This is a genomic window from Neptunomonas sp. CHC150 (assembly GCF_030397555.1).
Taxonomy (GTDB): domain Bacteria; phylum Pseudomonadota; class Gammaproteobacteria; order Pseudomonadales; family Balneatricaceae; genus Neptunomonas; species Neptunomonas phycophila.
This window is the reverse complement of sequence record NZ_JAPNXU010000005.1, coordinates 1-14,652: the sequence shown is the minus strand read 5'-3', so window position 1 is coordinate 14,652 and position 14,652 is coordinate 1. Positions and strand designations below refer to the sequence as shown.

At 46.4% G+C, this 14,652-nt stretch carries 12 protein-coding genes; 5 read left to right on the top strand and 7 right to left on the bottom strand.

The window, feature by feature from the left end:
- Window positions 1-2: 2 nt before the first annotated feature.
- Entirely contained in the window at window positions 3-1,550 is a 1,548-nt protein-coding gene (locus tag OW491_RS04505) for a bifunctional aminoglycoside phosphotransferase/ATP-binding protein (RefSeq protein WP_075173053.1), read from the bottom strand.
- 46 nt (window positions 1,551-1,596) lie between these two features.
- Here OW491_RS04505 and mrcB point away from each other — a divergent pair, with 46 nt between their 5' ends.
- Together mrcB and OW491_RS04495 are read left to right on the top strand one after the other, a co-directional pair.
- Window positions 1,597-3,957 (top strand): penicillin-binding protein 1B, encoded by a 2,361-nt coding sequence (mrcB, locus tag OW491_RS04500; protein WP_277252254.1) that lies wholly within the window; start codon window positions 1,597-1,599, stop codon window positions 3,955-3,957.
- Window positions 3,958-3,959: 2 nt separating this feature from the next.
- Complete coding sequence (locus tag OW491_RS04495; protein ID WP_075173051.1) at window positions 3,960-4,550, top strand: tetratricopeptide repeat protein; 591 nt, start codon at window positions 3,960-3,962, stop codon at window positions 4,548-4,550.
- 65 nt (window positions 4,551-4,615) lie between these two features.
- On the opposite strand, the gene OW491_RS04490 is transcribed toward OW491_RS04495, so the two are convergent.
- From OW491_RS04490 to OW491_RS04475, 4 genes are read right to left on the bottom strand one after another with little or no spacing between them, the layout of a single operon-like run.
- Window positions 4,616-5,287 (bottom strand): hypothetical protein, encoded by a 672-nt coding sequence (locus OW491_RS04490; protein WP_290034845.1) that lies wholly within the window; start codon window positions 5,285-5,287, stop codon window positions 4,616-4,618.
- Entirely contained in the window at window positions 5,284-6,570 is a 1,287-nt protein-coding gene (gene hemL / locus OW491_RS04485; protein WP_075173049.1) for a glutamate-1-semialdehyde 2,1-aminomutase, read from the bottom strand. Before hemL ends, OW491_RS04490 begins: the two co-directional genes overlap by 4 nt.
- Before the next feature lie 15 nt (window positions 6,571-6,585).
- Entirely contained in the window at window positions 6,586-7,239 is a 654-nt protein-coding gene (gene thiE, locus OW491_RS04480; protein WP_290034844.1) for a thiamine phosphate synthase, read from the bottom strand.
- Window positions 7,236-8,957 (bottom strand): chloride channel protein, encoded by a 1,722-nt coding sequence (locus OW491_RS04475; protein ID WP_290034843.1) that lies wholly within the window; start codon window positions 8,955-8,957, stop codon window positions 7,236-7,238. The genes thiE and OW491_RS04475 overlap by 4 nt, the downstream gene beginning before the upstream one ends.
- A gap of 85 nt (window positions 8,958-9,042) precedes the next feature.
- On the opposite strand from OW491_RS04475, the gene argC reads away from it, so the two are divergent.
- Together argC and erpA are read left to right on the top strand one after the other, a co-directional pair.
- A complete protein-coding gene (gene argC, locus OW491_RS04470; protein WP_075179317.1) occupies window positions 9,043-10,074 on the top strand; it encodes an N-acetyl-gamma-glutamyl-phosphate reductase in 1,032 nt (343 codons plus the stop codon).
- A gap of 83 nt (window positions 10,075-10,157) precedes the next feature.
- Window positions 10,158-10,508 carry an iron-sulfur cluster insertion protein ErpA gene (gene erpA, locus OW491_RS04465; RefSeq protein ID WP_075173045.1) on the top strand — a complete coding sequence of 117 codons (351 nt, stop codon included), beginning with the start codon at window positions 10,158-10,160 and terminating at the stop codon, window positions 10,506-10,508.
- A gap of 57 nt (window positions 10,509-10,565) precedes the next feature.
- Here the strand turns inward: erpA and OW491_RS04460 are convergent, their stop codons facing one another.
- Both OW491_RS04460 and OW491_RS04455 read right to left on the bottom strand, forming a co-directional pair.
- Window positions 10,566-11,693: an anhydro-N-acetylmuramic acid kinase gene (locus OW491_RS04460; protein ID WP_290034842.1), complete on the bottom strand. Its 1,128-nt coding sequence runs from the start codon at window positions 11,691-11,693 to the stop codon at window positions 10,566-10,568.
- Window positions 11,693-13,066: a peptidoglycan DD-metalloendopeptidase family protein gene (locus OW491_RS04455; protein WP_290034840.1), complete on the bottom strand. Its 1,374-nt coding sequence runs from the start codon at window positions 13,064-13,066 to the stop codon at window positions 11,693-11,695. The genes OW491_RS04460 and OW491_RS04455 overlap by 1 nt, the downstream gene beginning before the upstream one ends.
- Before the next feature lie 185 nt (window positions 13,067-13,251).
- On the opposite strand from OW491_RS04455, the gene tyrS reads away from it, so the two are divergent.
- Window positions 13,252-14,547, top strand: a complete 1,296-nt coding sequence (tyrS, locus tag OW491_RS04450; protein ID WP_290034838.1) for a tyrosine--tRNA ligase — start codon at window positions 13,252-13,254, stop codon at window positions 14,545-14,547.
- Window positions 14,548-14,652: the final 105 nt, after the last annotated feature.

The window sequence follows — 14,652 nt, the reverse complement described above, 5'->3', positions numbered from 1 at the left end:
TATTAAGGGTCGATAAGCCCTTGGGCGATCAGTTGGCTCACCAATTGATTGATCGCATCATCGTCATCGGTGTTGGTGGTGACTGTGATGCGTTTTTCATCTTCGCTAAGTTTATGAAAATGTTTAAGTTGCTCATGCATAACCGCAACATCTGCATCAGAGGGATCATCGCCTTGTTCTTTTCGTCGTTTTAGCCTCGCCTCTATGAGCTTTTGCTCGCACTCACACCGTAAAATGCGCACCGGGGTGTTCCTTTTCTCTGCTAGCTTAATAAAGCTTTGTCGAGTGCGCTTGCGGATAAATGTAGCGTCGACTATGACTGAATAGCCGCTATCGATCAGCGCATCAGTTAGGTTGAGTAAATGCTGGAATGTGCGTGCGTTCATTTCTTGGCCGTACAGTTCTAAACGCTCACCGCGGCGGCTTAGCTCTCTATACAGGCGCTTACGCTCAACGTCAGAGCGCAAGCGTATACAGTCGGTACGCTCCATAAGCTGACTGCTTAAATAGCTTTTACCGCTCCCTGAAACACCGTGCATCAAATAAAGCGTCGGTTGTGATTGGTGGGTGTAGCTTTGCGTTAATTGCAAGTATCGACGACAGGCTAGCGGGTCTGGGTATTCACCTAGTAACGCAACTTTAGCCCTGACCATCGAGCGGAAAGCTTTATAAAAATTTAGAATGGTGATGCCTTCATAATCACCAGTAATCTCTAGGTAGTTATTCAAACAGCGACTTGCCCAGCGGTATTGGCCTTTCGCTTCTAGGTCCATTAGGAGGAACGCAAGGTCAGAAATGGTGTCTATCCATCGGAATTGCAAATTGAACTCAATGCAATCGAATAAGCGAAGTTGGCCATGGTAAAGGGTGATGTTGCCCAAGTGTAAATCGCCATGACATTCGCGGATATGGCCGTCTAGCTTGCGGCGCTCAAGACGGGGCATGAGCTTGCGAAACTGCTGTGCGGCTCGTTGGGAAAGTTGCTGCAACAACTGCACGTCAGCGGGTTCGAGTAATTCTTTATTGATATCGCGATAGTTATCAGACACCAAACCCCATAATGTTTCGGTGCTACCCCAAGGGCTGTCTTGAGCTACACGTGGAATGCGGTTATGAAAGTGTGCTACTTGGTCTGACAGCATATCAATCCAAGCGGGCTCAAATCGGTCACGGTTCAAGATGAGATCAAGCCGTAATTCTGGATTAAACTGATTCATTCGAATGGCATATTCGAAAGCTTGTCCATCAGTTAGTTGAGAGGCTTCTTGTAAAAAAGGTTTTTCAGGCGAACCGGTGAAGCCGATTAAGGTATCATAGATGTCCGGCGCCAAACGCTGGTTGAGCCTTAGCTCCTCTTCGCAGTAGTACTGGCGCTGCTTTAAAGTGGTAAAATCTAAAAAGCCAAAATTTACGGGCTTTTTCAGTTTGTATGCATATTCGCCGGTTAAGAATAACCACGATATTTGTGTTTCAATCACCCGAATGGGAGCGTCTACCGGGTGAGGGTAGTTTTCGGGGTCTTCTAAGGCTTTGAGTAAGACGTTCAGCATGACACCTTCAACTTTGATAGATAAGTACAGGAATTATACGGGTCAGATGAGTAAAAAGAGAACACCTGCCAAAAAGACCTCAACAAGGAAAGCAGGAAAAGCGAAGAAAAAAGTAGGGATATGGCGTGTAATTCGTGGAATCTTTTTAAAAATTCTCCTTTTGATGATTGTGGTTGGTGGCATCGGGATGATTTACCTCGATGCTCAAATTAGACAACAATTTGAAGGTAAGCGCTGGGCGCTGCCTGCCAAAGTGTTTGCTCGGCCGTTAGAAATGTACCCAGGGCTGCCGCTTTCACTCGATGATTTGAAGATAGAATTGTCGGGGCTAGGTTATCAGCCGGTTAAAAAGGTAAGCCATCCCGGACAAGCTGAGTTTGGCAGTAGCCGAGTTCGGTTGCACACGCGAGGCTTTCGTTTTCCTGATGGTGAGGAGCCTTCTCAGGAACTATTGATCGACTTTTCGGGCAATAGCGTTTCGCGTATTAGAGATGGCGCTGGCAACAACGTTAACTTGGCGCGTTTGGAGCCAATTTTAGTTGGCGGTGTTTATCCTCAAAACAATGAAGATAGGGATCTTATTCGTCTAGAAGATGCCCCGCCTTTTTTAGCCGAATCACTGATCGCTATTGAGGATAAAGGATATTACGATCATTTTGGTATCTCGCCTCGGGGTATCATGAGGGCGATGTGGGTTAACATAAAAGCAGGCCGCTTCGTTCAAGGCGGTAGTACGTTAACGCAGCAGTTGATTAAAAACTTTTACCTAACATCTGATCGCACATTGGCACGTAAGCTAATGGAAATCCCTATGGCCGTGTTATTGGATTTTCATTACAGTAAAGATGAAATACTTCAAGCTTATCTTAACGAAGTGTATCTTGGGCAAGCAGGTTCCAGAGCGATTCACGGCTTTGGTTTAGGGTCTGAATACTATTTTTCTCAGCCTATTAAAGAGCTTCAATTGCACCAAGTTGCGTTGCTAGCGGGTTTGGTGAAAGGGCCATCTTTTTACGACCCTCGTCGGCACCCGGAGCGTGCTTTAGGTCGCCGCAACCTAGTTCTTTCGGAGCTTCGTAACCAAGGGAAGATTACTGAAGATGAGTTCCAAGCGGCGGTAGCTATGCCGCTGGGTGTTGTTAAAGAAAAGAGTTTACTAAAGGGGGCTTATCCGGCTTATCTGGATTTTGTAAAACGCCAGCTTCGAGAAAACTATCACGAAGAAGATTTGAGTTCAGAAGGCCTACGTGTGTTTTCTAGCTTAAACCCTATTACACAAGCTAAATTAGAAATAGGCCTAACTGATACTTTAGCAATGCTGGAGAAAAAGTACGGTAAGCGCGTTGATAAGCTTGAAACGAGTGCCGTTGTAACAGATCCTCAAACCGGCGAGGTCTTGGCTATCGTCGGTGGGCGTAGCACACGTTTCCAAGGGTTTAATCGCGCGCTCGACTCGGTTAGACCTATTGGCTCATTAATAAAGCCTTCGGTCTATTTAACAGCACTAAGAAACGGTTACTCACTGGTAACGCCTGTAGAAGACGAAGCGATCAACTTGAAAATGCCAAATGGCTCTGTTTGGTCGCCTCAGAACTTTGATAAGAAAACACATGGCGTGATACCGATGCACAAGGCGTTAGCGAATTCTTATAACTTATCCACCGTTAAAATTGGTTTGGATGTGGGTGTGGATAAAGTTATCGATACCTTGCATAAGTTAGGTGTCACTCGCCATCTTGATGCTTTCCCATCTTTGCTTTTAGGTGCCCAGGGCTTACCACCCATTGAAGTGGCTGAGTACTACCAAACGATAGCGACTAACGGCTTCCAGATGCCACTGCGTGGAATACGTATGGTCACCGATAAAGACGGGGTTGAGTTGTCGCGTTACCCTTATCAGGTTAAGCAAACAATTCCGGGTGATGAAATCCACTTGCTTCAATACGCTATGCAAGAAGTAGCGCGTGAAGGAACCGCGCGTTATGTGTATAGCCAGTTGCCCTCTAATACGAACGTACTGGGGAAAACAGGTACCTCGAATGATCAGCGAGACAGTTGGTTTGCTGGCTTTACTGGTAACCGGTTGGCTGTTGTATGGGTTGGACGTGATGACAACGAACCGTTGCCTTTTACCGGCTCGGGCGGAGCATTGAGAGCTTGGACCGCTTATATGAAGGCAGAGCGGCCAGAGCCTTTTGTTGCTCCGGCACCGGAAGGGGTTGAATATTTGTGGGTTGATAAGGCCACTGGTTACTTATCTGATGAGCGGTGTGAGGGTGCTATTCAGGTGCCCTTCATAAAAGGGACTCGCCCTGAATACCGGGTTGATTGTGGCGTAGAACCCCTGCAGAATACCCCCAAGAATGAGCCGGTAGACTGGTTCAAGCGTTGGTTTAGGCAGGGATAACAATGAAGATACATACGAAAAAATGTTTGGCAGTAGGCCTTTTGTTAACCTTGGCGGGCTGTTCGTCTCCAGGGATTTATAAAACGCCCATCGAAGATAGATCTACAGTAGCAGTACCCGATGAGAACCCCAGTGTTGTAACCGCCGCAGATCCTTCAATCGGCGTTACGGTCACTCCTGTCTCACCTATTCAGGTGGTTCGCTCTCAAAGGGATGAGTCTATAGAGGTGGCACCTAGTGTGCCCGTTGCGCCATCGTCCGTGGAGGTGCAGCAAAACCCGGCTATTATTGCGCTGTTAGATTCAGCTAAACAGCAAACGAACGGTGGTAATTTGCGAGCGGCGCAAACCAGTTTGCAACGTGCACAACGCATAGCGCCTAGGGACCCAGAGGTCTATTACTCACTTGCTGATACGCATCGTCGCTTAGGTGAATTTTTGCAGGCTGAGCAGGTTGCCCTAAAAGGCGTGGCGATAGCGCAAGGTCAAAATACACAGCTGCGCCGCTTATGGACGTTGATTGCTTCAATTCGTAATGATTCAGGTGATGTTGAAGGGGCTGATAAAGCGGCTGGTATTGCCCAACGTTACTAAGCCGTTTGCTGACATGAAAACCGCCGTACGTTTTTGCGTTCGGCGGTTTTTTTCTGCTCATTTAACTACTTTGTGTTTTTATAACTAGGTGAAGTAGGGGGGAGCTGTTGGTTGCTATTGATCCAACGCCCTGCGGCAAGTCCCAGTAAAGCAAGCCCTATACCTAAGCTTATGTTATGCCAGTCACTAGACTGAGCGTAGGGGTCGATAGCGTGAGGTCCCAGTAAGCAAATCGATGAACCAATGAAAATGGCTCCCAAAATGCCCGGTAAGCGTATCGAGGCTTTATCACGTTTTAGCAAAGTTTGTTTACCAAATACAAAACTGAGACATAAAGCTATGCTGGTCACTACTTCGAGCGCGATGGCATAAGTGTCTCCGGCGCCACTGCGTCGAAGCAGTTCGAATAAGGCAAATAAAACCAATACCCAACGACCCCATGTTGCGCGCGAAAAAGCTTTACCCAAGCTAAAGGCCAGTAAAATACTGGCGATAAGCGGAAGCCCAATGAAGTTTTTTAGGTTATTAAATAACCTGAGCATGGTTTCGCTATCTTGGTTATCAGGTGAAACAATGAGGGAAGTAACACCCGCGATGGCTATAAAACCAGCACTCACTGTGACCAAAAGCGCCCGTGTTTTGTTGGCGTTAGATAGTTTTTCAGGTTGGCGAAACAGTAAGGCTGCGCAAATAGCGCAGCCTGCAATGAGTACCAAATAAGAGATAGTCAGCATCATACGAGAGTGGCAAAGACCTTATCAGCCGCTTCTAGCGTGAAATCAATATCGGCTTCGGATATAGCTGCTGACATAAAACCAGCTTCATACGCTGAAGGCGCTAAATACACGCCTTCTTTCAGCATCCCTTGGAAAAATGCAGCAAATTTAGCCGCATCGCAGGCCGTGGACTCGGCAAAGCTAGTCACCTTTTCTTGGTCGGTAAAGAATAGGCCAAACATACCGCCAACCATACTCGTGGTAAAAGGTACGCCATGTTTTAAAGCTTTGGCTTCAAGTCCTTGAGTTAGCAATTCCGTTTTGGCATCTAATTGTTCATGGATCGTTGTATCGCTTGATAACGCATTGAGCATGGCTAAACCTGCGCTCATTGAAAGCGGGTTGCCCGACAGAGTGCCCGCTTGGTAAACCGGGCCAAGAGGTGCAATATGCTCCATAATCTCGCGTTTCCCGCCAAAGGCGCCTACAGGTAGACCTCCTCCGATTACTTTACCTAGAGTAGTTAGGTCTGGTTTGATGTTGAAGTAGTCCTGAGCGCCGCCCAGTGCGACACGAAACCCTGTCATGACTTCATCAAAAATTAATACTGTCCCGTATTGGTCGCAGACTTCACGCAAGCCTTCTAAAAAACCTGGCTGCGGTGGGATGCAGTTCATGTTACCTGCAACGGGCTCTACGATAATACAGGCGACTTCATCACCAATTTCTGCAAAAGCTTCTCTTACATTGCCTAAGTCGTTGAATTGAAGCGTGATCGTGTGTTCTGCAAGCGATGCAGGAACTCCGGGAGAGTTCGGTTCTCCTAGCGTAAGAGCGCCAGAGCCTGCTTTAACAAGCAATGAGTCTGAATGGCCATGATAGCAGCCTTCAAACTTTACAATTTTATCGCGTCCGGTATAACCGCGAGCCAGCCGAATTGCGCTCATCGTGGCTTCTGTTCCTGAACTCACCATGCGTACTAATTCTATGGAGGGCATGAGTTCGCAAACTTTGTTGGCCATCTCTGTTTCAAGTGCGGTGGGTGCTCCAAAGCCTAAACCGTTATCTAGCACGGAACGAACGGCGTCTAGTACGACCGGGTTAGCATGGCCTAAAATCATAGGTCCCCATGAGCCAACGTAATCAATGTAACGTTGGTCATCTTCGTCAAATAGGTAAGCTCCTTCACCCTTTTTAAAGAAGACAGGTGTGCCTCCTACGCCTTTAAATGCGCGTACTGGTGAGTTTACACCGCCTGGGATGTGTTGCTGAGCTGCTTGAAAAAGATCATCAGAGCGAGACATAAAATACCTTATTTGTTAAGAATTAGCGGCAAATAGCGCAGTAAATAGTTGAGCTTGCTGTTTAACATTCGGGGCTGTAAACAATGCATGTATCACGGCAATCATATTTGCCCCGTGCGCAATAGTTTGATGAGCATTATCCACCGTTATTCCTCCAATCGCCACTATAGGGCAATCGAATTGTTGTTTTGCATCACTCAATAAGGATAGTGGGGCTGGGGATGCATGGGGTTTTGTTTTTGACCTAAAGAAAGCGCCAAAGGCGATATAATCAGCGCCCTCGTGAAGTGCTTGTTCGGCTAGAGACAATTGATCATGGCAGGTAACGCCAATAATGGCACTTTCTCCGAGTAACTGACGAGCTTGAGGTACAGCGCCATCCGCTTGACCTAGGTGAACACCGTCAGCGCCGCTTGCCTGTGCGAGTGACATATCATCGTTAATCAGAAGTAGTACCCCATGTTGATGACACAGTTCGGCTAACTTGGCCGCTTGGCGCAATCGTTTGGTTTGGTCAGTCGTTTTATCTCGGTATTGAATGATGCGAGCGCCTCCGAGAATAGCGAGTTCAGTCTGAGCGATGAGTTGCTCATCATCAGGCATGAGTATGCTGTCGGTGATCGCATATAAACCTTTGAGTCGATTTTTTTTTGTCGTCGATGCTTTCATAGGGCCTGTTTGTGTGTGTAGTAATATTCGATTTTTGAACGCGTTAACATACCCATAATGTCCCCTTGGTTGCTAATAACGCATACGACATTGATGCGCAGCTCATCCATTTTTTTCAGTGCTTCGTAGAGTGTGGCGCGATAACTCACTTCTATGATATCGAACCGCTCAGCTGGGATTTCAAGCAGATTAATGGCCTCAGTCGGTGCTTCTCGGCTTAAGTATTCAGATAGGTTTTTAGGTAGCATCACCGATAAGGCTTTCTCATTGGGGTTTTGTAGTAAAAGCCAACGCGGTTTGAGTGCTAGCACTTGCTGTGCGGTTTCCGGCAGCGTTTTAGGTTCTGTCGCAATAAACTCTCTATCCATTAAGCTTGCGACGGCAGCACGTGAGAGTACCTGAGCAAGGGGCTCTTGGCTGTAATCTAACCCTTGTGCTTGCAGGGATGAGATAAAAATAGATGGCATATGAAACAAGAAGCGAACGGTTAGGTTGCTAATAACGATGGTAATCATGCCGGGGAATATAATGTTTGGGTTGCCGGTTAATTCCAGTAACGCCACAAGTGCAGCAAGTGGAGCATTCAAAACGGCTCCCATCATGGCTCCCATACCCAGCATGGCATATAGACCAATATGTGACATTGAGGCATCGGTAAACCAAGAGCCAACCTCACCAAAAATCGAGCCGATTAAAGCACCGATGAACAGTGTTGGGCCTATCAAACCTGCTGGAATCCCAAGCCCTAGAATAATAGGGGTTAGGATAAGCTTGGCAATTAACAGTCCGAATAATAGTGTGAACTCTATATTGCCTTGAAAACTCTCAGAAATAGTATCGTAGCCCACGCCCATTACTTGTGGATAAAAGGTCGCTACGATACCCGTAAGTACGCCAGCTAGTAAGAAACGGCTAGCGACTGGCCACTGTGTGAATGCAATGGTTTTAATCATTAGGCGATTAAAGAATGCGCTGCACAAGCCTACGGTAACCCCCAACGCGATAATCCAAGGGACTTCGGCTAAGGTCCCTATCTCAAATGAGGGCACTTGAAAGGCATTCTCGTACCCTAATGTACTGCGCATGACTAAATCGGCGGCGACCGCAGCAACGATAACGGGCGTAAACCCAATAAGTGTGTACTCTAAAAGTACTACCTCCATGGCGAATATGACACCAGCTAATGGTGTGTTGAAGGCGGCGGAAATAGCGGCTGCTGTTCCGCAGCCAATTAGTAAGCGAATGGAGTTGTTTGGCAAGCGCATGCGCTGCCCGAGTAAGCTGCTGCAGGCGGCACCTAAAAAAATAGCAGGGCCTTCACGCCCTACTGAGTGGCCACTTACTAGCGCGGTGGTCGCTGTAAAAAACTGCATAATCAAGCTGCGACCGGGGATGGTGCCCTGATGGTAGGCAAGGCGTTCAAACATATTAACCATGCCTGTTTGTCGTGCTAATGCTGGCCAGCGGAAATAAATACCAATAAGAATCAAGCTGCCGGTTAAGGGCCACCAGAAGAGTTGGCTTTGGGGTAAGCTTTCGAAGCTGTCTGGGTGTCCTAGCCAGTATGTTAGGGGCAGCTCAATAGCTAAACGAAATAAGACCATGAGAAAGCCTGTTAAGATGCCCGAAAGCAATCCAAGAACGACTAACTGAGGTAGGGCGTCGTAATGTGCTAGTCGATCCCGAAAGTTCTGCAAAAGCTCGCGGATTTTTCGCATCCTGTTTTTAACTCATCCAATAGTGTTTAGGCGTGCATAGCGGTATTATAAAATAACAGTTTTTCGATGCCGATGAGAGGTTATTGTGATTAAGGTAGGTATTGTGGGCGGCACGGGTTATACCGGAGTCGAGCTTTTACGGTTACTCGCGAATCATCCTGAAGTTGAGGTTAGCGTCATAACATCCCGCTCGGAGGAAGGAATGCGAGTGGCAGATATGTTTCCCAACCTACGCGGACATTATGATTTGGCATTCTCTGTTCCTGATGTCGATACGTTGGCGGCTTGCGACGTTGTATTTTTTGCTACACCGCACGGCGTAGCAATGGGTATGGCTCCCGACTTAATTAAGCGCGGTGTACGTATTATCGACTTAGGTGCAGATTTCCGTATCAAAGATGTGGAGCTATGGTCTACGTGGTACAAACTTGACCACACTTGTCCGGATCTTGTTGAAATGGCTGTCTATGGGCTGCCTGAAGTTAACCGCGACCAAATAAAGAATGCCCAGCTTATTGCTTGCCCTGGTTGTTATCCAACGGCTGCACAATTGGGCTTTATACCCTTGTTGGAAAATAAGCTGGTGGACCACCGTCGCTTGATCGCAGATTGTAAGTCCGGTGTCAGTGGTGCTGGCCGTGGTGCGAGTGTTGGCGCTTTGATGTGCGAAACAAACGAAAGCATGAAAGCTTACGGTGTGCCTGGACATCGTCATCTGCCAGAAATACGTCAGGGGTTGGCGCTGGCGGCAGATCGCCCTGTGGGTTTGACATTTGTTCCGCATCTCACGCCTATGATCCGCGGAATACACGCAACCCTTTATGCAACGCTTAAAGACCCTAAGGATGGTTTACAGGAGCTATATGAAGCGCGCTACAAGGACGAGCCATTTGTCGACGTGATGCCTGCGGGCAGTCATCCTGAAACACGCAGTGTTAAGGGGGCTAATACATGCCGGATAAGTATTTTCCGCCCGCAGAACGATGACACTGTTGTTGTGCTATCTGTTATTGATAACTTGGTCAAAGGTGCCGCCGGACAGGCAATTCAAAACATGAACATTATGTTTGGGTTGGATGAAAGCTCTGGTCTGAAAGCCTTAGGTATGATGCCTTGATACTTGACTAAATTGCTGGGTTAATTGACAATAGGCGTAGATTAACCCGCACTTTATCGTGCACCAACCGTTCCGAGAGTACTATGACAGAGTCAGTAAATTACGAAACAACAATGGTCTTTACTGATGCTGCGGCAAATAAAGTAAAAAGTCTCATCGAAGAGGAACAAAATGATAGCCTAAAGCTGCGCGTGTACATCACTGGTGGCGGCTGCGCAGGTTTCTCTTATGGATTTACTTTTGATGAAGCCGTGGCAGAAGACGATACACAAATTCAAAATCATGGTGTCACCATGGTTGTTGATCCCATGAGCTTTCAATATCTACAAGGCTCGGAGGTCGACTACAGCGAAGGGTTACATGGCTCGCAGTTTACGGTCAAAAACCCGAACGCTACGACAACCTGTGGTTGTGGTTCCTCTTTCTCCATCTAAGTTTTTAAGGCCTTCAACGAAGGCCTTTTTTATGACGGCTAATTTTTTATCGTCCCATTAGGCAGGATAAATCGCGCCTAAGATCGTACTCTTTTTTGCTCCTGTTACTGCTGGGCTATTACCGCTTTGGTTGGTTAATGTGCGATATGCTAACCATGCAAAAGCAGAGGCTTCTACCCAATCAGGGTGCAGCCCTAAGGTATGGGTGGTCGCTAATTCGGAATCAGGGTTTAACGCTTGTAACCGTTGCATGAGCGTTTGATTGCGAGCACCACCGCCGCAAACATATAGCTCAGGTGTTGTCAGGGCTATGCGTTCTACTTCTTTTGTTATTGTTAGTGCGGTGAGTTCGAGCAATGTGGCTTGGACATCTGCGTCATTTACATGGTTATATCTTGTTAAGATGTGATCCAGCCACTCAATATTGAAATCTTCTCGACCAGTGCTTTTGGGTGGAGCTGTATGAAAGAACTCGCATCCCATCATGGCGTTGAGTAAGTTGGGCTGGCAGGTTCCTGATGCTGCCCATTGTCCGTCTTTGTCGTACTCAACCCCTTTGTTTTTTTGAATCCATGCATCCAATAATACGTTGCCAGGCCCTGTATCAAAGCCAAGCAGTTTAGGAAGTTTGGATTCAGATAGAATAGTAATATTCGACATGCCACCGATGTTAATGATGACGCGATCTTTGCCTGTTTCTCGAAATATATCATCATGAAATGCAGGCACTAACGGAGCGCCTTGACCTTCGCATGCCATATCCCTTCGACGGAAATCAGCAACTGTAGTCACTGCTGTTTTTTCGGCAATAATGTTTGCATCGCCTATCTGTAGAGTAAAGCCTGCTTCTGGGCGGTGCCGGATTGTTTGGCCGTGTGAGCCAATTCCGTGAATCAATGCGCGTGGAAGGCTGTGTTCCGCTATAAAGTTATTCACTGAGTCTGCAAATAAGTGACCTAAAGCGACATCTAAGCGTCCGAGCTTTTCGATCTCATTATTACCTGCCTGGGTGAGCGATAAGATATTGCTGCGTAATAGGCTGGGTAACTCGAATCCCTGCGCGGCAATAAAGCGAGTGCGATTGTTAGAGGGATTAATAGAAATGGCTGCAATATCTAGTCCATCTAAGCTAGTACCGGACATGATCCCTATATAAATAGGGTGAGTGTTGTCTGTTCTTTGCATTATTGAGCGCTCGCGTAGCGGACAGAGTATGTTTCCAATTGTGCCATCATCTGGTTGGCAATTTGCCGAAATGCTAACCGTTCTTTACTGGCCACGGGCTCCGCTTGAGGGAATTTAACGGTCATTGGGTTCTTGTGCGTGCCGTCTACTCTGAACTCATAATGTAAATGAGGCCCAGTAGCTAAGCCGGAGCTGCCTATGTATCCGATGGTTTGGCCTTGTTTAACACGGCTGCCTTTTTTAAGCTGAGTATTGTACTTTGACATGTGGGCATACAAGGTTTGGATTTTGCCACCATGTTCAATAATAATAGTTCGTCCATATCCCCCCTTAGTACCAAGCCAAATGACTTTCCCATCACCCGAAGCTTTGATAGGGGTTCCTGTTTTGGCTGCATAGTCGACCCCTTTATGTGCTCTAATTTTGTTGAGTACAGGGTGTTTACGCGATAGGTTGAATCGAGAGCTAATGCGAGCAAAGTCCACAGGCATCCTCAAAAAGGCTTTGCGCATGCTATGACCTTCAGGAGTGTAATAACGAGTGCGTCCATCTGAGTCAGTATATCTGACGGCGGTATAGGTTTTTCCTTGGCTGATAAATTGGGCGGCCACTATGTTTCCATCCCTAATTTTTTTGCCATCTAAAAACTGTTCATTGTAGATAATACGAACACTGTCTCCATTGTGAATATCTTGGGAGAAGTCGATATCCCAGCTAAATATAGAGGCAAAGCGCATGATCATGTTGTCGGAAAGCCCTGCGGATGCTGCATCTGAAAATAAAGAGTTATGAATACTGACTTCTGTGAACCGTTCTCGCGTTTCAGGGGTGCGCTCGATTGTTCTTACCTGATACTGATGGGGTGCCCCGGGGTTTAGAGACTCTATGACGATAGTTTTTAACGCGTTTACTTGATACTTAATTTTGTTTAAACGGCCATTGGCCACTTGAAAGGCCAATTTTTCGCCTGGGTATAAGCGGCTGAGTTCTTTGCCTTTACTGGTGGCCTGGCTAACGTAATGAACATCTTGAGCGCTAAGCCCAGCGCGTCTAAATAAGGATGTTAAATTATCATCTTTTTGAACGCTGTATATGACCCAGTTATCTGGTGTTTGATCGGTATTCGACCCTTGCTCAGGAGCGTTTAAAGATGCCGGTGTGTTTTCTTGTGTATGGGCATTAGAAAACTGTAGAGCTAAAGAGTTGGAAGTTCGCTCCGGTGTGCTTTTGTGATCTCTTAATTCCCGTGTCGCTGAGACATTTTCTGAAGGAAGCAAAAGCAATGTAATACCTAAAATCAGTCCGCATATGCTAGCTGCAGCCAAATGGACAGGGGGGAAGTTGTTTTTTAGAGTTTGAAAGTGTAGCAACATATAACTTACCAATAACAAGCAATAGAGGGCTAACGCCCTTTTGAGCAGAAATATACATCAGTTTATAAAGGTGTAGCGGCTTTTAAGCCATTTTGTTGATGTGTTTCAGAGATATTTGTTCAAAACATCACCTGTAGGTAGAATGCTGCCTCGTTTAATTTGGTTTTTTAAAGGGTTTTTTGAAAATGAGTGAGTTGACACTGTTAGAGGATTTGAAAGCGCGTGGTCTTGTCGCGCAGATGACCAGCGAAGAAGAGCTGGTAGCGCACCTTAATGATGGCAGTGTCACACTTTATTGTGGCTTTGACCCTACAGCAGATAGCTTGCACATTGGTAGTCTTGTACCTTTGTTGGCGCTCAAGCGATTTCAATCTTACGGTCACAAACCTCTTGCGCTTGTTGGAGGGGCAACCGGTCTAATTGGTGATCCTAGCTTTAAAGCACAAGAGCGCAAATTGAATGATGATGAGACGGTCTCGACTTGGGTTGAAAAACTTAAAGCTCAGGTTAGCGCTTTCGTTGATTTCGATTGCGGTAGCAACAGCGCTGAAGTAGTGAATAATCTTGACTGGACGCGTAATTTGGATGTGCTGACTTTCTTGCGGGATGTCGGTAAGCACTTTTCGGTTAACCAAATGGTTGCAAAAGAGTCTGTAAAGCAGCGTATTGATAGGGAAGGAGATGGTATCTCTTTCACTGAGTTTACATACATGATTCTGCAATCTTATGATTATCAGCAGTTGAACAAATCGCACGGATGTACTTTACAGATAGGCGGATCTGATCAATGGGGTAATATCACAGGTGGTACTGAATTAACGCGCCGTATGAATGGTAATAAAGCGTTTGGTTTAACGTTACCGCTTATTACGAAGTCTGATGGGACTAAGTTTGGTAAAACTGAATCAGGTACTATTTGGCTATCTGCAAATAAAACATCGCCTTACGCATTTTACCAATTCTGGTTACAAACCGCTGATGCTGATGTATATCGTTTCCTTAAGTACTTCACTTTCTTATCGGTAGAAGAAATCAATCAATTAGAAGAAGCCGATAAAGTGCGTCAAGGTCGTCCTGAAGCTCAGGGCGTGTTGGCTCGTGAGGTTACAAAGTTAGTTCATGGTGAGGCTGGTTTAGAAGCGGCTCAGCGTATTACAGAAGCATTGTTCTCTGGTAATGCGGATCAGCTAAGTGAATCAGATTATGAGCAGCTTAGCCAAGATGGCCTGCCGACAACTTCGCTTGATTTAAACAATCTGGCCGATCTGCCTTTAACGCAATTACTCTCAGAAGCAGATATGGGAACAGGCAAGCAAGTAAAAGACGCGCTACAACGAAATGCCGTGATTGTTAATGGCGAAGCGCAAGGGTTAGATGCAATTGCCAAGTCTGCTGATGTGTTTGCTGCTGAGAAGGCGCGCTTTAATAAGTACTTCTTAGTAAAGCTTGGTAAGAAGAAGCACCAGTTGTTTACTATTTGATCATTTTCGGGCTCGCTAGCTTCTTAATAAAGGCGCCTTTTATGGGCGCCTTTATTTTTTGGCCTTTTTTATCCCTTTTTTAGGCTAATTTAACAATTAGCGGTT

What these genes read in the sequence shown, in the direction of transcription:
- hemL (WP_075173049.1), bottom strand. Translation starts at nt 6,570, where the DNA reads ATGTCTCGCTCTGATGATCTTTTTCAAGCAGCTCAGCAACACATCCCA.
- OW491_RS04495 (WP_075173051.1), top strand. Translation starts at nt 3,960, where the DNA reads ATGAAGATACATACGAAAAAATGTTTGGCAGTAGGCCTTTTGTTAACC.
- erpA (WP_075173045.1), top strand. Translation starts at nt 10,158, where the DNA reads ATGACAGAGTCAGTAAATTACGAAACAACAATGGTCTTTACTGATGCT.
- thiE (WP_290034844.1), bottom strand. Translation starts at nt 7,239, where the DNA reads ATGAAAGCATCGACGACAAAAAAAAATCGACTCAAAGGTTTATATGCG.
- mrcB (WP_277252254.1), top strand. Translation starts at nt 1,597, where the DNA reads ATGAGTAAAAAGAGAACACCTGCCAAAAAGACCTCAACAAGGAAAGCA.
- OW491_RS04460 (WP_290034842.1), bottom strand. Translation starts at nt 11,693, where the DNA reads ATGCAAAGAACAGACAACACTCACCCTATTTATATAGGGATCATGTCC.
- OW491_RS04505 (WP_075173053.1), bottom strand. Translation starts at nt 1,550, where the DNA reads ATGCTGAACGTCTTACTCAAAGCCTTAGAAGACCCCGAAAACTACCCT.
- OW491_RS04490 (WP_290034845.1), bottom strand. Translation starts at nt 5,287, where the DNA reads ATGATGCTGACTATCTCTTATTTGGTACTCATTGCAGGCTGCGCTATT.
- OW491_RS04455 (WP_290034840.1), bottom strand. Translation starts at nt 13,066, where the DNA reads ATGTTGCTACACTTTCAAACTCTAAAAAACAACTTCCCCCCTGTCCAT.
- tyrS (WP_290034838.1), top strand. Translation starts at nt 13,252, where the DNA reads ATGAGTGAGTTGACACTGTTAGAGGATTTGAAAGCGCGTGGTCTTGTC.
- OW491_RS04475 (WP_290034843.1), bottom strand. Translation starts at nt 8,957, where the DNA reads ATGCGAAAAATCCGCGAGCTTTTGCAGAACTTTCGGGATCGACTAGCA.